Genomic DNA, 16,709 nt, shown 5'->3' with positions numbered 1-16,709 from the left:
CAAGCTCAGGCGCGCGGCTTCATGAGTACCTTGATCGAATCGAGCGAATTGGCGATCTTGATCGCCTCGTCCCATTCTTCCAGCGAAAAGCCGTGTGTGACAATCCCTTTCGACGTGACGAGCCCGCGCGCGAGCAGATCGATCGCAATCGGATAGCAATACGGCCCGAGATGCGCGCCGCGCACGTCGAGTTCCTTGCGATCGCCGATCACCGACCAATCGAGCGTGGTATCCGCGCCGAACACCGAGAACTCGACGAAGCGCCCGAGCTTGCGAATCAGATCCATGCCCTGATTCACGCCGATCGGTGCACCGGTCGTTTCAATATATACGTCGCAGCCATAGCCATCGGTAAGCGAATGGATGATCGCGAGCGCGTCGTCCTTTTTCGGATTGATCGTCACGTCCGCGCCGTACTCGCGCGCAAGCGCGAGGCGCTCTTCCACGAGATCGATCACGACGAGCTTCTTCGGCGTCTTCAGATGCGCGACTTGCGTCATCATCAATCCGAGCGGCCCCGCGCCCGCAATCACGACGACGTCGTCCAGTTGCAAATCGCCGCGATTGACCGTGTGAATCGCGCACGCGAGCGGTTCGATGATCGCAGCGTCTTCGAGTGAAATGCCGTCGGGAATCTTGTGGACGATCGCAGTCGGCGGAATACGCATGTACTCGGCCATGCCGCCGTCCGCGACTTCGCGCTGGAAGCCGAAAATGTTGTGTACTTCGCACATCCAGTATTGGCCCGACTTGCAATAGCGGCACTTGGCGCAGGGCACGATCTGCTCCGCGATCACACGGTCGCCGACCTTGACGCCGAAATGCTCGGCCGCGCCTTCACCGAGTTCCTGCACGAAGCCGAAAAATTCGTGACCCGGAATCACTGGCGCCTTGACCCACGGGCTTGGGCCGCCCCAGAACATCTTTGCGCCCGAATGGCATTTGCAGTCGCTCGCGCAGATGCCGCACGCCGCGATACGGATCACCAGTTCGTGCGCTCCTGCTCGCGGTTTCGCTACCTGTTCCACGCGATAGTCCTTCGGTGCGTGGCAAACAATCGCGGTCATGTTCTGCTGGTCGGATGAAGTGGATTGATTCGTCATTGCAAATCCTGCCTGAAGTGGAGATCAGATGGGGAATTGAGCCTTACTTTCTACGGTCACGGCTGATGTAAATCGCGAGCAGAATGATTCCGCCCTTGATCACGTTCTGCACATACGGATTCACGCCGACCATGTTCAGCCCGTTGTTCAACACGCCGAGCAGCAGCGCGCCGATCAGCGTGCCGATGATCGAGCCGCGTCCGCCGGAAATCGAAGTACCTCCCATTACCACGGCGGCAATGGCGTCGAGTTCGAAACCCACGCCCGCATTCGGCTGGCCGCTCATCAAACGTGCAGTCAATACGATGGCGGCGAACGAGGACGTCAAACCCGCGATCGTGTAGACGATCAGCTTCACGCGCGCTACGCGCACGCCGGATAGACGCGTCGCCTGTTCATTGCCGCCGATCGCATACACGTAGCGGCCAAACGGCATGCGCTCCAGCAACACCCACGCGATGACGTAGATCGCCGCCATGATCACCACGGGTGCCTGAATGCCGAGAATCTTGCCGCTGCCGAAAAAACTGACCCAGTCGGGCAAACCGTCGATCGGATAGCCGCCTGTGTAGATCAGCGCAAGACCGCGTGCGATGCCCATGGTTGCGAGCGTCACGATGATCGGCGGCATGCCGGCGAACGCGACGAAAAACCCATTGGCCGCGCCGAAGCCGAGGCCGACGGCGACGCCCACCGCCAACGCAGCAAGCGCATTCATGCCGGCCACCATCAAACCGGCGGCGAGCGTGCCTGCCAGAGCCATCACGGAGCCCACCGACAGATCAATGCCGCCAGTCAGAATCACGCACGTCATACCGACCGCGATGATCGCGTTGATCGACACCTGACGCAGCACGTTTTCGATGTTCGCGCCGGAGAGGAAGCTGTCGCTCGCGAACACCATCACGATGCAGACAACGAGCAGGCCGATGAACGGATAGAACAGCGTGGAGCGCTTCAACGCGGCCCATGAAAAGCGGACCGGCGCGCCGGGAGTGTCACTACTGACGGTCGATGTTTTCGGCGATGAAGAAGGATTAGGCGTGTTCATGCTGGGCTCCACGAGTGCCGGCGGTTGCATAGGTCATCACGGCGTTAGAGTCGATCTGGTCGCCTTCGAGCAGCGCTTCGATGCGGCCTTGGCGGAACACGGCGACGCGGTCGCACATGCCGACGATCTCCGGTAGTTCAGACGAAATCATGATGATCGAATAGCCGCGCGCAGTGAGTTCACGCATCAGCAAATAGATCTCCGACTTCGCGCCGACGTCGATGCCGCGCGTCGGTTCGTCGAAGATCAGGATGTTGGTGTGATGGTTCAGCCAACGCGCAATCACCACTTTCTGCTGGTTGCCGCCCGACAGCGTGGCGACTTCGGTGTGCATCGTCGGCGCCTTCACACCCACGCGCTTCATGATGTCGGCGGTCGCGCGCGCTTCGCTGCGCTGATCGATGAAGAACCGCAGCGAGCGATACTTGCCGAGGTTGTTGATCGAGATGTTCTGCTTGATCGAGAAGTCCGTAATCAGCCCTTCCGTCTTGCGGCTTTCAGGAAGAATGCCCACGCCCGCACGCAACGCATCGGCCGGATCGGACAGCTTCGCAGCCTCGCCGTTGATGCGAACCTCCTTCACGTAGGCCGGATCCGCGCCGATCACGGCGAGCGCGGTTTCGGTGCGGCCCGAACCGACCAGTCCGGCGAAGCCGAGAATCTCGCCTTCGCGCAGCGTGAAATGCAGCATCGGGCTGTCTTTGAGCAGTTGCAGCTTCTGCACGTCCAGCACGATTTTCGCGTCGGGCCGCAACGGCGGCTTCGGCGGAAAACTGCTTTCAATGCGGCGCCCCACCATCATCTCGACGAGGCGGCCTACGTCGGACTGCGCAACTTCCGTCATGCCCACATACTGGCCGTCGCGCAACACCGTGATGCGGTCGCATACTTCGAAAATTTCTTCGAGGTGATGCGAGATGAAAATCATCGCGACGCCCTGCTTTTTCAGGTCGCGCATGATCGCAAACAAGTGCTCCGCTTCGGCAGGCGTGAGCGTCGCAGTCGGTTCATCGAGAATCAGAATGCGCGCTTCGAGCGACAACGCCTTGCCGATTTCGACGAACTGCTGCTGCGCGACCGAGAGCTCGCGAATAGGCACCGACAGGTCAATCGAAACGCCAAGCCGCCCGAAAATCTCCGCAGCCGCGCGCCGCATCCTGCCGCGGTTGAGCAGACCCAGGCCGTTCTTCATTTCGCGGCCCAGGAACATGTTCTCCACGGCGTTCAAATACGGAATCAGACTGAATTCCTGAAATACGATGCCGACGCCCGCGGCCACCGCATCGTGATAGTTCGCGAAGTGGCGCGGCTCGCCTTCGATCGTGATCGTGCCTTCGTCCGGCTGATAGATGCCGCACAAGATTTTCATCAGCGTCGATTTGCCCGCGCCGTTTTCTCCCAGCAGCGCATGAATCTCGCCGCGTGCTATCTCGAGGTGAATGCCTTGCAACGCCTTCACGCCGGGAAAGCTCTTGGTGATGTTGTCGAGCTTGAGTATCGTGTCCATCGGGTGCTCCATCACTGCCCGCCGCCGCGCGCATCAGGAATAGAAGCGCGGCAGCGGGCATTCGGCTTACCAGCTAAAACCCTTGGCGTTGCTCTTGTCGATCATCTTCACGTCGACGGGAATCGCTTTTGGCACATTGGCGCCCCACTTCTTCGCGTACGCGATGCCGAGTGCTATGCGCACCTGGTCAGCAGGAAATTGGGCGGACGTCTCGACGAATTTCGAATTCGGCTTCTGAATCGCGGCAATCGCTTCGGGCGCGCCGTCGACGCTCGTCAGCTTGATGTCCTTACCCGATGACTCGATCGCCGAAAGCGCGCCCATCGATCCACCGTCGTTCACGCTGAACACGCCCTTCAGATTGGGATGCGCCTGGATCATGTTCTCGGTCACCGAGAGCGCCGTCGCGCGTTCCTGCTTGCCGTTCTGCGTATCCACGAGCTTTACGCCCGGCGACTTCGCAAGCGCGGCCTTGCAGCCGCGCACGCGCTCGAGAATCGGCACGACCGGAATGCCGTCGAGAATCGCCACTTCGCCGCTGCCGCCGATCGACTTCGACAGATACTCGCAGGCCATCTGTCCGGCGTCGAAGTTCTTCGAGCCGACGAACGAGTCGACCGGACCATTCGCGTTCGCATCCACCGCGACGACCACGACGCCCGCTTTCTTCGCCGACGTCACCGCCGATTGAATGCCGGTCGAATCGGTCGGATTCACGAGCAGGATGTCGATTTTCTTCTGCAGCATGTCTTCGACGTCGCTCACCTGTTTGCTCACGTCGTGATGCGCGTCGGTAATGATCACTGTTGCGCCGGTCGACGCGGCCGCGTCGTTGAGCGCCTTCTGCATGGTCACGAAGTACGGATTATTCAGCTCCTGAAACGTCATGCCGATCTTTAGCGGCGCGGCCTGCGCGGCAGGCGCCGAGATGACGGAGAGGCTGAATGCGAGGCTCGCGAACAACGCGCCGCGCCGCGCGAAAGTATTCAACGATGCGTGTTTGATGGTGATTTGCGTCATGGTTGTCTCCGTTCTTGAAGTGAGCACGTCCGTCACGCTGCCGTCAGACAGCGCGATACGTGTTGAAACACGGGTGAAGCAGAACGCCTAGCTGGCAAGCTCGGCGGTATGAACAACGTAGGCGTTACGTTGGCGGATAAGCAGAGGCGGCAGGACGCGGCAGACCCGGCGCGAGGACGATGGCGGGCGCATCGTCGATGCCCGCGCCACGCGCCGCGGCTTCTTCCGATGCATCGCGGCTCGCGTCGTTCAGTTGCTGATAGCGGCGGAACCTCGAAGGCGCCATGCCTTTCACCGCGAGAAACTGCCGGTTGAAATTCGACAGGTTGTTAAAGCCCGCCTTGAAGCAGATGTCGGTGACGCTGAGTTCGCTATCGGTGAGTAACTGACATGCGAGATTGATGCGCATGCGGTTCACGTACTGCACGAACGGCAAGCCCGTATGCCGGCGGAAATAACGCGAAAAAGCACTCACGCTCTGACCGGCCAGTTGTGCGAGATCCGATTCGCGCAACTCGTTCGCGAGATTCTTGCCGATATACGAGAGCACATGATTGATGCGCGTCGATGCAAAGCCGGTTGAGTCGGCCTGATACGCGGGACTCGCGAGCGTCTCGCGATCTTCGGCGTTCATCAGGATCTCGAGCATCGACATGAAGAGCACGAGACGGCGCAGTCCGCGCGCCGCCAGCAATTCGAGGAAGAGCGGCTGGATCGCGGCGCTCGTGCGGGCGCCGAACGACACGCCGCGGCGCGAGTCGGCAAGCAGCGCCTCGACCTGACGCCACTCGGGGAAGCTTTCGAGGCAGCTCGACACGAACTCCTGGCCGAACTGCACGACGAGATTGCGCTGCGCAATGCTCTCGCCTTCGGGCACGTCGCTAACCCAGTTGTGCGGCAAGTTCGGGCCCATCAACACGAGGTTGCCCGGCGCGAAGCTGCTGATGTGATCGCCGACGAACATCTTGCCCGTGGTCGCCACGATCAGATGAATCTCGTACTCCGGGTGAAAGTGCCAGCGTACCGTGCGATACGGATAGCCGTGCGACCACACTTTGAACGACTCGTCGCGGCGTACGGCCACGATCTCCAGATCGGGTTGCACTGTCTGCCTCCATGATGCGGCTCACAACGATGCCGCTCGTCTTCATCTTGTACAGCGAAAAGTAGCCTCCAAACGCGTAAGCCACCACTAAAAATGAGACTGCGGACCGATACTTTTTTGCATTCGGGTAAGTCCTGGCGGGTTCAACGTCAAGAATGATGCAATGCAAAAACTTGCGACGAAGCGTGTTGCCCGGTCATTCAACGGGTCACGCAACCACGCGCCGCCGCGCTGCGCCACGAAAACCCTGTGCAGTCGCCTTGACTTTCATTTCGCCGGGTACGATCATTCGCTCACATACAGAGCAAATGCTCTAACCGAAGAAAAGACGCGCGCAACAAGCCGCGCGAGCCAGATACATGGAGACGCACAATGAGCAGCGGGCAAGATAGCGGCGCGGCCGCACACGTGATCCTGCATATCGGCGCGGGATCGTTTCATCGCGCGCATCAGGCGTGGTATCTCCACAGATTGAACGAAGCGAAGCTGCCGGGCGAACCGCACTGGTCGCTCACCGTCGGCAATATCCGCAGCGACATGAACGCGGTGCTCGAAGCGCTGGCCGCGCAAGACGGCGTCTATACGCTCGAAACCGTCACGCCTCAAGGCGAACGCGCGTACGAGACGATTCGCTCGATCGAGCGCGTCGTGCCGTGGACCGAAAGCCTCGACACGCTGATCGAAGCCGGAGCCGATCCGGCCTGCAAGATCATCTCGTTCACGGTGACCGAAGGCGGCTACTACCTCGACGAACATGACCAGCTCGACACGGTCAACCCCGATCTCTCGGCCGACCTCAAAGGCGGACATACCACCATCTACGGCGCGCTCGCGGCGATTCTCGACGCGCGCATGAAAAACGGCGCGGGTCCGGTCACGCTGCAAACCTGCGACAACCTGCGGCGCAACGGCGAGCGTTTTCATGCGGGCATGAGCGCGTTTCTCGAACTACGCGGCGCGGGCGACCTGGCGCAATGGTTCGACGACAATACCGCGTGCCCAAGCTCGATGGTCGACCGCATCACGCCGCGTCCGACACCTGACGTGAGCGAACGCGTGAAGGCCGCGACGGGCGTGGACGACGCCTGCCCGGTAATGGGCGAAGCGTTCATTCAATGGGTGATCGAAGAGCGCTTCATAGCGGGCCGTCCCGCATGGGAGAAAGTCGGTGCCGAACTGGTCGACTCGGTGCTGCCCTACGAAGAAGCGAAGATCCGCATACTCAACGCGACGCATAGCTGCATTGCGTGGGCGGGGACGCTGGTGGGCCTGAACTACATCCACGAAGGCACACAAGACGCGGACATTCGCAAGTTCGCGTTCGACTACGTGACCGAAGACGTGATCCCATGCCTGTCGCCGAGTCCGCTCGATCTCGAACGTTATCGCGATGTCGTGCTCGAACGCTTCGGCAATCCTTATATCCAGGACACGAACCAGCGCGTCGCCGCCGACGGCTTTTCGAAACTGCCTGGCTTCATCGCGCCGACGCTCGCCGAATGTTTCGAGCGCGGCGTCACGCCTGCAGCCACCGCGATGCTGCCGGCTCTGTTCTTCCGCTTTCTGGAGCGCTGGCAGGCAGGCACGCTGCCCTACACGTATCAGGACGGCGTGATGGACGAGCGCGTCGCGCGCGGCTTCTTCGCCGCGCCCGATCCATTGCAGGCATTCGCAGCAGACCGCCTGCTGTGGGGCAGCATGGCGCAGACGCCAGAGCTGGAATCCGCTTTGGCCGGGGCATTGGCGCGCGTCGACGTGTGGCTCGCCAAACGTGCGCATGCGTAAGAAGCACCTACATCCACTTTCGATTCACGCGCGGTGCCAGGCTTAATGCGCATGGCACCGCGCGCCGTGTGCGGCTAAAGTAGCGCATCTCTAACGACGAAGGTTTTCCGCCCATGTATCTCGGCATCGACCTCGGCACGTCCGAAGTGAAAGTCCTGCTGCTCGCCTCCAACGGACGCGTGATCGGCACCGCGGGCTCTCCGTTCACGGTTTCGCGTCCGCATCAGCGCTGGGCGGAACAGAATCCCGAAGACTGGTGGGCCGGCACGCAGAGTGCGCTCGCCGCATTGCGCGCGAAACATCCGGACGAGTTCGCGCAGATTCGCGGCATCGGCCTCTCGGGGCAGATGCACGGCGCCGTGCTGCTGGATGCCGAAGACCGCGTGCTGCGGCCCGCGATTCTCTGGAACGACATGCGCAGCGACAAGGAATGCGCCGAACTCACGGAGCGCGCGCCAGACTTGCATAGCGTGGCAGGCAATCTCGCCATGCCGGGCTTCACCGCGCCGAAACTCCTGTGGGTCGCGCGTCACGAACCCGACATCTTTGCGCGGACCGCGTGTGTGCTCCTGCCGAAAGACTACTTGCGTCTGCAACTGACGGGCGGCAAGGTCTCCGATCCGTCGGATGCGGCCGGCACGCTCTGGCTCGACGTCGCAAAACGCGACTGGTCCGATTCGCTGCTTGCGGCCTGCAACATGACGCGCGCGCAGATGCCGAGCCTTGCCGAAGGCAGCGCGCCCTCCGGCACGTTGCTGCCGGAACTCGCGCGCGAATATGGTCTGGCCGACGGCGTGATCGTCGCGGCCGGCGGCGGCGACAACGCAACCAGCGCAATCGGCATCGGCGCGACGCAGCCGGGCGACGGTTTCGTGTCGCTCGGCACGTCCGGCGTATTGTGCGTGGTCGGAGACAGCTTCCGGCCGAATCCTGCTTCCGCTGTGCACGCGTTCTGCCACGCGATTCCAGACCGCTGGCATCAGATGAGCGTGGTCTTGTCGGCGGCAAGCTGTTTGCGTTGGGTCTGCAAGCTCACCTCGACCGACGAACCCACGCTGCTTGCTGAAATAGAAGCACTGCCCGCAGACGCTCTCAACACCGCGCCGCTCTTCTTGCCGTACTTATCCGGCGAGCGCACGCCGCACAACGACCCGTATGCGCAGGGCGTGTTCTTCGGCATGAATCACGCAACGGATCGTGCGCTGCTCGGCTATGCGGTGCTCGAAGGCGTGACGCTCGCACTGACCGACGGCCTCGACGCGCTGCGCGCAGCCGGCACCGAAGCGAAGGCGCTGTCGCTGCTCGGCGGCGGCGCACGCAGCGATTACTGGGCACAGTTGCTCGCCGACGCGCTCGACACCGCGACGCGCAAGCACGGCGGCGGCGAGACCGGTGCGGCGCTCGGCGCGGCGCGTCTCGGCTGGCTCGCGGCGGGCGGCGATCCGGCAACCGTACTCAGCAAACCGCCGATCGAAAAGGAGTTCACGCCGAACCCGCGCCGCCACGCTGAATTGCGGACGCGGCTCGACGCGTATCGTGCGCTGTACCGTCATGTGCGGCCGCTGTTCGACCCCGCGCGCGAGCGGCTCGCCTGAACGCATAGCAACAGCGCAATCCGCAGCCGGCGGCGTCTGAAGGCAAGCGCCGGCTGCCATCATCGGCGCCCTTCGAGCGAATCGTCACCGTGCCCAAGTCCACAGAAAAACTAGACCTTGCTACCCGCGCCGCGTGGCTCTACTACGTCGCGGGCAATACCCAGAACGAGATCGCCGAGAAGCTGCAGGTGTCGCGCCCGGTCGCGCAACGGCTCGTCGCGTTCGCGGTGGAAAAAAATCTGATCCGTGTACGTGTCGATCACCAGTTGGCGGACTGTTTGTCGCTCGCCGATCAGCTGTCGAAACGCTACGGTCTCGCCATGTGCGAGGTGGTGCCGATCGACAGCGACACGCCGGATGAAGTCGATCGCAAACTCGCGGTCGCGGGCGCGCAGGTGATGGAACGTTACCTCACCGAAGAAAAGCCGATGGTGGTCGCGGTGAGCAGCGGCCGGACGCTAAAAGCCGCGGTCGATCAGATCGCGCAGCTAGACCGTCCGCAGCACCGGCTGGTATCGATGGTCGGGGCCATCGCTCAGGACGGCTCCTCGAACCGCTATGACGTCGCGTTGCACATTTCGGAGAAGACCGGAGGCAAGCATTTTCTGCTGCCCGCGCCGTTGATTGCCGATACCGAGGCCGAACGCGCGCAGTGGTGCAATCACCGGCTGTATCGGATCGTCGAATCGCTATCGGCGCAGGCGGACGTCGCGTTCGTCGGCATCGGCAATATCGGGCCGAAATGCCCGCTGCACGAGGACGGCTTCATTACGTCGGCGGAAGTGAAAGAACTGATGCAGAACGGCGCGGTGGCCGAAATGCTGGGACTCCCCATCGACGCAGCCGGTGCCCGTGTCGAATCGCCGACCGGCCGGCGCGTGACCAGCATCGAAATCGATTCGCCGCCGCAGCGTCCGACCATTGGTTTTGCGGGCGGCAAGCGTAAGCGCGAAGCACTGATCGCGGTGCTCAAGGGCGGCTGGCTGTCGGGGCTCGTTACCGACGAACTGTGCGCGCGGGCGGCTCTCGAGGCCTGAAGGGCTCCCGGCGTGTTTGAGTGTGGCGTGCACTTAGCGCGGACTCACGCGCCGCACGCCACCGCGCCATTAAAACAAAAAGCAGGAAGGCGGCGCTCGCACCTTCCTGCCATCGTCAAGCCGCCAATACTTCGACGATCTTGCGCTGGAACGCCTTGCCTTCGCTATCGAACAGATGACAATGCTCGGGCGTCGCACCGAGCTTCTGCGTCTCGCCCTTCGCGTGACGTTCAAGCGGCGGAATGCGTGCGATCAAACCGTCAGGCGCGACGCTCGACTCCGCATACAGATACGCCGCGTCGCCAAGCGATTCGACGGCCATCGTGCGGGCCGATACGCCGTCGTCCGTCATACCGACATGCAAGTGCTCGGGGCGGATGCCCACGGTCACTTTGTCGCCCTGCTTGACCGAGCCCGGTTCCACTGCGACGCGCTGTGTCTCGCCGGTTTCGTAGCGCACCGTCACGCCGTCGTGCGTGACCGATTGCACGACGCCTTCCATGAAGTTCATTTTCGGCGAGCCGATGAAGCCCGCAACAAAACGATTGGCTGGCGCGTGATACAACATGGTCGGACTGCCGACCTGTTCGAGATTGCCCGCAGACAGCACGACGATCTTGTCGGCGAGCGTCATAGCTTCGACCTGATCGTGCGTCACGTAGATCATCGTGGTCTTCAGTTCGTCGTGCAGGCGCGCAAATTCCAGCCGCATTTTCACGCGCAACGCGGCGTCGAGATTCGACAGCGGTTCGTCGAACAGAAACACTTTCGGCTTGCGGGTGATCGCGCGGCCGATTGCGACGCGCTGGCGCTGACCGCCCGATAGCTGCTTCGGCTTACGGTCCAATAGATGATCGATATGCAAAATCTTCGCTGCGTTGCGCACGGCCGCGTCGATTTCCGGCTTCTTCGTGCCGGCGAGCTTCAGGCCGAACGCCATGTTGTCGTACAGCGTCATGTGCGGATACAGCGCATACGACTGGAACACCATCGCAATGCCGCGCTTCGCGGGCGGCACGTCGTTCATGCGCGTGCCGTCGATGGTGAGGTCGCCGCCGCTGATATCTTCGAGGCCGGCGATCATCCGCATCAGCGTCGATTTACCGCAACCGCTCGGGCCCACGAACACGACGAATTCGCCGTCCGCGATGTCGAGGTTGATGTCGCGCATCACTTCGGTGTCGTCGTAGGCCTTCCGGATATTGCGCAGAGTTACGCTTGCCATGATGTGTCTCCGTGTAATGCTGTGTGTTGCTTGTCTATTGCCACGCGTTGCTTATGCGTTTGCGTGCGCGTTGCTGCTGTGTTGGTCGCACGTTCGTCGTGCGTTGTGTCGCCCGCGCTTACGGCGCCGCGGCGGTCGCGCTCAACGTCCATTGCGCGACCAGCTCCGGCAACTGACGCATGTCGTCGAACACATGGCGCGCCCCGGCCGCATGCAGCTTGTCGATCTGCGCGTCGCTCGCATGACCGCCGCCGATGAAGCCCAGCACCGTCATTCCCGCCGCGCTTGCCGCCGTGACGCCGGTCACGCTGTCCTCCACCACGAGGCAGGCCGAAGGCGCGAGCCGCAAACCCTTCGCCGCCGCCAGATAGACATCGGGCGCGGGCTTCGGATTGGTCACGCTATCGGCGCAAAAAAGACGGTCGCCGAAAAACCTCACGAGGCCGGTACGCGCAAGCACCGTCTCCACGTAAGGCCGAAAACTGTTGCTCGCGCAGCCCTTGACGAGCGGCACCTGCGCCAGCGCCTGCTCGATGCCCTGCACTGCCGGCGCCTGCATCGCCGCCGCTTCCACTGACCGGCGAATCGCATCGATGTCGTCGAGGCCGAGGCTTTTGCCGAGTTGCATCGCCGTGCCCTCCAGCACTTTTTCGATGCGCAGCCCGAGGAGCGGCAGCACGACCGGCTCGATATCGGCGCCCGGCCAGCGCGCTTCGAGTTCATGTACGAGCATGCTGGCAGCCACCGCTTCGCTGTCGATCAATACACCGTCGCAATCGCAGATCAGCGCGAAATTTCCTGCACTGGTGCCTGCCGTCATTTGACCGCCCCGAACGTGAGGCCGCGCACGAGTTGCTTCTGTGAGAGCCAGCCGACGATCAGAATCGGCGCCACCGCCAGCAGCGAAGCGGCGGACAGCTTGGCCCAGAACAGGCCCTCAGGGCTCGAGTAAGACGCAATGAAAACGGTTAGCGGCGCCGCGTTGGAACTCGACAGGTTGATGCTCCAGAATGCTTCGTTCCACGAAAGAATCACGAGCAGCAGTGCGGTGGAAGCGAGCCCCGGCAGCGCCATCGGCATCAGCAGGTAGACGATTTCCTGCCAGGTCGCCGCGCCGTCTATACGCCCCGCTTCGAGAATATCCCGCGGAATTTCGGCGAAGTACGTGAACGACATCCACACCGCAATCGGCAGATTGATCAGCGTGTAGACGATCACGAGACCGGACACCGTATCGAGCAAGCCGCTGTTTTTCCACAGCAGATAGATCGGCACGAGCACGCCGACCGACGGCATCATCTTTGTCGACAGCATCCACAACAGCACTTTTTGCGTGCGGCGCGTCGGGAAAAACGCCATCGCATATGCGGCCGGCACGGCGAGAATCAGGCACAGCACCGTCACGCCGACCGAGATCAGGATCGAATTCCACGCGAACGAGAAGTAATTGCTGCGCGCGAATACCTCGCGAAAACTGTCGAACGTCGGTGTGAAAAATAGCGACGACGAGTACGCCTGCTGTTCCGTCTTGAATGCGGTGATCGTCATCCAGAAGATCGGGAAGAACAACAGCAGCGCGACAAGCCAGGCGATCACGCCGGGAATGCCGCGGCGGATCGCGGCGAACGGCGACTTTGCCGGCACGGTCATAGGCGCCGTGGTCGACGCCGGAGTAGAGGCAACCTGGCTCATTTTTCGTACTCCCCTTTGAGGTTCTTCGCGAGCATCCGCACGAGGAAGAACGACACGATATTGGCCAGCACGACAGCGAGAATGCCGCCCGCCGAGGCGAGACCGACGTCGAACTGTTGCAGGCCGAGCGAATAGATCAGGTACGACAGGTTGGTGGTCGCGGTGCCCGGACCGCCGCCGGTCGTCGTATAGATTTCAGCGAAGATGGACAGCAGGAAAATCGTCTCCATCATCACCACCACGGCAATCGCGCGTTTCAGGTGCGGCAGCGTGATGTAGAAGAACATCGCGAATGGTCCCGCGCCGTCGATCCGCGCCGCTTCCTTCTGCTCCTGATCGAGCGACTGGATCGCCGTGAACAGAATCAGAAACGCGAACGGCAGCCATTGCCACGCGACGATCATGATGACCGCAGTCAATGGATACTCGGCAAACCAGTCGATCGGCTGCAGGCCGATTGCGCGCATCGCGCTCGCGACGAGGCCGTAGACCGGATGCAGAATCATGTTCTTCCAGATCAGCGCGCTCACTGTAGGCATCACGAAGAACGGCGCGATGGCAAGCAGCCGCGCGACGCCCTGGCCGTAGAACTTGCGATCGAACAGAATCGCCATCAGCACGCCGCCGACCACCGTGATCACCAGCACCGACACGATCAGTTGCAACGTATGGCCGATCGACGGACCGAACGACGGATCGCTGGCGAGGAACTGATAGTTGTCGAAACCGGCGAAACCCTTCACGTCCGGATTCAACAGGTTGTAGCGCGAGAACGAAAACCAGATCGTCATCGCGAGCGGAATCGTCATCCACAGCAGCAGTACCGCGACCGACGGCGACACGAGCCAGCGCGCGGAATTGGCTTTACGGACTTCTCGTTCCTTTTCTGTCTGAGGATGGGCATGCATGAGAGGCAGGCGCAGAGGACGCATGATTGACCACCTGTTCGGTAATGCGCGGGCGGCACGAACCGCATGAATCGCCATATCGCTATGAACACGAGGCGGCGTTGCGGCGTATGCGCGGCCGTGACGGCCCGCTGTGCTGCGTAAGCCGGCTGACGGGCGTCAGCCGGCACGCGCCACGTAACTCCAGTGGCGAGCTTTCCGATTCACTCTTCGTTACTTCTGATATCCGGCCTGCTTCACCGCGCGATCCGCGGTCGCCTGGCCTGCTGCCAGCGCCTGGTCGACCGTCATCTGACCGGCAATCGCGCCGGAGATGCTTTGACCGACAACGGTGCCGAACGACTGGAATTCAGGTATCCCAACGAATTGCACACCGGTGTACGGCACGGGCTTCGCCGTCGGATGATCAGGATCGGCAGTTTCGATCGCCTTCAGCACGAAGTCGCCGAACGGCGCGGCCTGCTTGTACTCGGGGCGTGCGTACGTCGATTGGCGCGTTCCTGGCGGCACCGATGCCCAGCCTTCATCCTTCGCGACGAGTTCGATGTACTGCTTCGACGTGGCCCACGTAATGAACTTCTTCGCCGCGTCAGCCTGTTTGGAGGACTTCGGAATCGCGAGCGCCCAGGCCCACAGCCAGTGCGAACCCTTCGGCGTAACCGCCACCGGCGCCGCGGCAAAACCGACCTTGTCCGCGATCTGCGACTGCTGCTTGTTGTACAGAATGCCCGCCGCCACCGTCGCGTCGATCCACATTGCGCACTTGCCCGAGGACATCAGCGTCAGGTTTTCGTTGAAGCCGTTCGAGCTCGCTCCCGGCGGCCCATTCTTCTTCAACAGATCGACATAGAACGTGATCGCCTTCTTCCATTCCGGCGAAGTGAGTTGCGCGTGCCACTTTTCGTCGAACCAGCGGCCGCCGAACGTGTTCACCACGGTCGTGCCATACGCCATGTTTTCGCCCCAGCCCGCCTTGCCGCGCAAGCAGATGCCGTACATGCCGTTGGCTTTGTCGGTGAGCTTGTCGGCGAACTGCGCGATCTGGTCGTAAGTCGGCTGATCGGGCATTTTCAGGCCCTTCGCCGCGAACAGGTCCTTGCGGTAATACGTCATTGAGCTTTCGACGTAAAACGGCAGCGCGTATAACTGGCCGCCGGCGGAGAGGCCGTCGCGGGCCGTCTTCACGACGTCGTTCAGATCGTAATCGGCGGGCAGGTTCGTGAGCGGCGTGAGCCAGCCGCGCTTGCCCCACTGCGGCGTTTCATACGCGCCGATCGTCATCACGTCGAACTGGCCGCTGCCGGTCGTGATGTCCGTCGTGGCGCGTTGACGCAGCACGTTTTCTTCGAGAATCACCCAGTTCAGCTTGATGTCCGGATTCGCCTTTTCGAATTCGGGCGACAGCTTCTTCAGCTCGATCATGTCCGGATTGTTCAGCGTCGCGATCGTCACCGTGGCCGCCGACGCACTCAGCGCGAAGCATGTAGCGGCGCCTGCGCTAACCGCCTTGAGCGCGGATTTGAGGGCTGGTTTCATGTCTGTTGTCTCCTTTCTCGTGCGTTATGTAATGCTGCGTTTGTTCTACGAAAATGACGCTGGATAATGCGGGTTCAGCCGCTCAACTCATCCAGTTGCCGCCGTCCACGTTCAGTGTTTGCGCAGTGATGTAGTCTGCATCCGCGGATGCGAGGAATAGCGCCGCGCCGGTCAGATCGTCGGGCACGCCCATGCGACCAAGCGGCACCGCTTCACCGACAAGGCGCTTTTTCTCGCCGAGCGGCCGGTTCTCATAGCGGGCGAAAAGCGCGTCCACTTCCTTCCACATCGGCGTATCGACGACACCCGGCGCGATGCCGTTCACGTTGATCTTGTGCGGCGCGAGTGCCAATGCGGCAGATTGCGTGTAGCTGAGAACGGCCGCCTTCGTCGCGCAGTAATGCGAGACGAGCGCTTCTCCGCGCCGCCCCGCTTGCGACGACATATTGATGATCTTGCCGCCGCGGCCTTGCTCGACCATCTGCCGTGCGACGGCTTGCATGAGGAAGAACATGCCCTTCACATTGACCGCGAAGAGGCGGTCGAACACGTCCCAGGATTCGTCGAGGATCGGGCGCATATCGAACAGCGCCGCATTGTTGAACAGGATATCCACTTGGCCGAAACGCTCCAGCGTGCTCGCCACGATGCGCTCGATATCCTCGCGTCGCGTGACATCCGCACTGACCGTGAGCACGCGCTCGCCATATGCGGCGCGCAGCGTGTCGCCGAAACTGTCAGCCGGCTTCACGTCCACCAGCACGCATTGCGCGCCTTCGTCCAGATAGCGCCGCGCCACGGCTTCACCGATTCCGCTTGCCGCGCCTGTCAGGATGGCCACCTTGTCTTGCAATCGTGCCGACACGCTTTGTCTCCGATTCGTTTCGCTTTTTGGAGCCGCAGTGAGCGAACGCTCATTGCGCGATCAATTGCTCTGTTTGTGATCGAATGATCGGATACGCACCCGGTCATGTCAAGGCGCTCTCTCAGATTTCGATGGTGCAGCGCGGAACAAGTGCGCCAGCCTGTTGCGGCGAGCTTGCACACGACAGCTGACAAAAAATCGAGATACGTTATATCATTTCGACCTCGCTTCACGAGCCGCCCTTACATCCGCATGACGTCACCGTAGGAGATCCACGCTG

At 61.8% G+C, this 16,709-nt stretch carries 14 protein-coding genes; 3 read left to right on the top strand and 11 right to left on the bottom strand.

Features of this window, described 5'->3' with window-relative positions; genetic code table 11:
• Window positions 1-5: 5 nt before the first annotated feature.
• The 5 genes from JMY24_RS00695 to JMY24_RS00675 all read right to left on the bottom strand — a co-directional run bounded on the left by JMY24_RS00695 (window position 6) and on the right by JMY24_RS00675 (window position 5,786).
• Window positions 6-1,103 carry an alcohol dehydrogenase catalytic domain-containing protein gene (locus tag JMY24_RS00695; protein WP_128595761.1) on the bottom strand — a complete coding sequence of 366 codons (1,098 nt, stop codon included), beginning with the start codon at window positions 1,101-1,103 and terminating at the stop codon, window positions 6-8.
• Window positions 1,104-1,146: 43 nt separating this feature from the next.
• Window positions 1,147-2,154: an ABC transporter permease gene (locus JMY24_RS00690; protein WP_128595762.1), complete on the bottom strand. Its 1,008-nt coding sequence runs from the start codon at window positions 2,152-2,154 to the stop codon at window positions 1,147-1,149.
• Window positions 2,141-3,661 carry a sugar ABC transporter ATP-binding protein gene (locus tag JMY24_RS00685; protein WP_128595763.1) on the bottom strand — a complete coding sequence of 507 codons (1,521 nt, stop codon included), beginning with the start codon at window positions 3,659-3,661 and terminating at the stop codon, window positions 2,141-2,143. Before JMY24_RS00685 ends, JMY24_RS00690 begins: the two co-directional genes overlap by 14 nt.
• A gap of 66 nt (window positions 3,662-3,727) precedes the next feature.
• On the bottom strand, window positions 3,728-4,681 hold the full coding sequence (locus JMY24_RS00680; protein ID WP_128588071.1) for a substrate-binding domain-containing protein: 954 nt from the start codon (window positions 4,679-4,681) through the stop codon (window positions 3,728-3,730).
• Window positions 4,682-4,805: 124 nt separating this feature from the next.
• Complete coding sequence (locus JMY24_RS00675; RefSeq protein WP_128595764.1) at window positions 4,806-5,786, bottom strand: AraC family transcriptional regulator; 981 nt, start codon at window positions 5,784-5,786, stop codon at window positions 4,806-4,808.
• A 372-nt stretch (window positions 5,787-6,158) separates the two neighbouring features.
• On the opposite strand from JMY24_RS00675, the gene dalD reads away from it, so the two are divergent.
• The 3 genes from dalD to JMY24_RS00660 all read left to right on the top strand — a co-directional run bounded on the left by dalD (window position 6,159) and on the right by JMY24_RS00660 (window position 10,203).
• A complete protein-coding gene (dalD, locus tag JMY24_RS00670) occupies window positions 6,159-7,571 on the top strand; it encodes a D-arabinitol 4-dehydrogenase (RefSeq protein ID WP_128595765.1) in 1,413 nt (470 codons plus the stop codon).
• Window positions 7,572-7,684: 113 nt separating this feature from the next.
• Window positions 7,685-9,166, top strand: a complete 1,482-nt coding sequence (gene xylB, locus JMY24_RS00665) for a xylulokinase (protein WP_201701286.1) — start codon at window positions 7,685-7,687, stop codon at window positions 9,164-9,166.
• Window positions 9,167-9,255: 89 nt separating this feature from the next.
• Complete coding sequence (locus JMY24_RS00660; RefSeq protein ID WP_128587498.1) at window positions 9,256-10,203, top strand: sugar-binding transcriptional regulator; 948 nt, start codon at window positions 9,256-9,258, stop codon at window positions 10,201-10,203.
• A gap of 115 nt (window positions 10,204-10,318) precedes the next feature.
• Here JMY24_RS00660 and JMY24_RS00655 read toward each other — a convergent pair whose 3' ends face one another.
• The 6 genes from JMY24_RS00655 to JMY24_RS00630 all read right to left on the bottom strand — a co-directional run bounded on the left by JMY24_RS00655 (window position 10,319) and on the right by JMY24_RS00630 (window position 16,429).
• A complete protein-coding gene (locus JMY24_RS00655) occupies window positions 10,319-11,428 on the bottom strand; it encodes an ABC transporter ATP-binding protein (protein ID WP_128587500.1) in 1,110 nt (369 codons plus the stop codon).
• A gap of 118 nt (window positions 11,429-11,546) precedes the next feature.
• Window positions 11,547-12,248 (bottom strand): HAD family hydrolase, encoded by a 702-nt coding sequence (locus JMY24_RS00650; protein ID WP_201701285.1) that lies wholly within the window; start codon window positions 12,246-12,248, stop codon window positions 11,547-11,549.
• Window positions 12,245-13,078, bottom strand: coding sequence for a carbohydrate ABC transporter permease (locus JMY24_RS00645; RefSeq protein WP_027802807.1), 834 nt, complete (start codon window positions 13,076-13,078; stop codon window positions 12,245-12,247). Before JMY24_RS00645 ends, JMY24_RS00650 begins: the two co-directional genes overlap by 4 nt.
• 38 nt (window positions 13,079-13,116) lie before the next feature.
• Window positions 13,117-14,052: a carbohydrate ABC transporter permease gene (locus tag JMY24_RS00640; protein WP_128587506.1), complete on the bottom strand. Its 936-nt coding sequence runs from the start codon at window positions 14,050-14,052 to the stop codon at window positions 13,117-13,119.
• Between the two features lie 189 nt (window positions 14,053-14,241).
• Window positions 14,242-15,564, bottom strand: coding sequence for an ABC transporter substrate-binding protein (locus JMY24_RS00635; protein WP_128587508.1), 1,323 nt, complete (start codon window positions 15,562-15,564; stop codon window positions 14,242-14,244).
• Window positions 15,565-15,646: 82 nt separating this feature from the next.
• Window positions 15,647-16,429: an L-iditol 2-dehydrogenase gene (locus JMY24_RS00630; RefSeq protein ID WP_128595768.1), complete on the bottom strand. Its 783-nt coding sequence runs from the start codon at window positions 16,427-16,429 to the stop codon at window positions 15,647-15,649.
• Window positions 16,430-16,709: the final 280 nt, after the last annotated feature.

The sequence above is a fragment of the Paraburkholderia kirstenboschensis genome, from assembly GCF_904848585.1.
Lineage (GTDB): Bacteria > Pseudomonadota > Gammaproteobacteria > Burkholderiales > Burkholderiaceae > Paraburkholderia > Paraburkholderia kirstenboschensis.
The sequence above is the reverse complement of the archived record's forward strand: the minus strand, read 5'-3'. Positions and strand labels throughout refer to the sequence as shown.

What these genes read in the sequence shown, in the direction of transcription:
- dalD (WP_128595765.1), top strand. Translation starts at nt 6,159, where the DNA reads ATGAGCAGCGGGCAAGATAGCGGCGCGGCCGCACACGTGATCCTGCAT.
- JMY24_RS00640 (WP_128587506.1), bottom strand. Translation starts at nt 14,052, where the DNA reads ATGCGTCCTCTGCGCCTGCCTCTCATGCATGCCCATCCTCAGACAGAA.
- JMY24_RS00655 (WP_128587500.1), bottom strand. Translation starts at nt 11,428, where the DNA reads ATGGCAAGCGTAACTCTGCGCAATATCCGGAAGGCCTACGACGACACC.
- JMY24_RS00695 (WP_128595761.1), bottom strand. Translation starts at nt 1,103, where the DNA reads ATGACGAATCAATCCACTTCATCCGACCAGCAGAACATGACCGCGATT.
- xylB (WP_201701286.1), top strand. Translation starts at nt 7,685, where the DNA reads ATGTATCTCGGCATCGACCTCGGCACGTCCGAAGTGAAAGTCCTGCTG.
- JMY24_RS00680 (WP_128588071.1), bottom strand. Translation starts at nt 4,681, where the DNA reads ATGACGCAAATCACCATCAAACACGCATCGTTGAATACTTTCGCGCGG.
- JMY24_RS00685 (WP_128595763.1), bottom strand. Translation starts at nt 3,661, where the DNA reads ATGGACACGATACTCAAGCTCGACAACATCACCAAGAGCTTTCCCGGC.
- JMY24_RS00645 (WP_027802807.1), bottom strand. Translation starts at nt 13,078, where the DNA reads ATGACCGTGCCGGCAAAGTCGCCGTTCGCCGCGATCCGCCGCGGCATT.
- JMY24_RS00690 (WP_128595762.1), bottom strand. Translation starts at nt 2,154, where the DNA reads ATGAACACGCCTAATCCTTCTTCATCGCCGAAAACATCGACCGTCAGT.
- JMY24_RS00650 (WP_201701285.1), bottom strand. Translation starts at nt 12,248, where the DNA reads ATGACGGCAGGCACCAGTGCAGGAAATTTCGCGCTGATCTGCGATTGC.
- JMY24_RS00635 (WP_128587508.1), bottom strand. Translation starts at nt 15,564, where the DNA reads ATGAAACCAGCCCTCAAATCCGCGCTCAAGGCGGTTAGCGCAGGCGCC.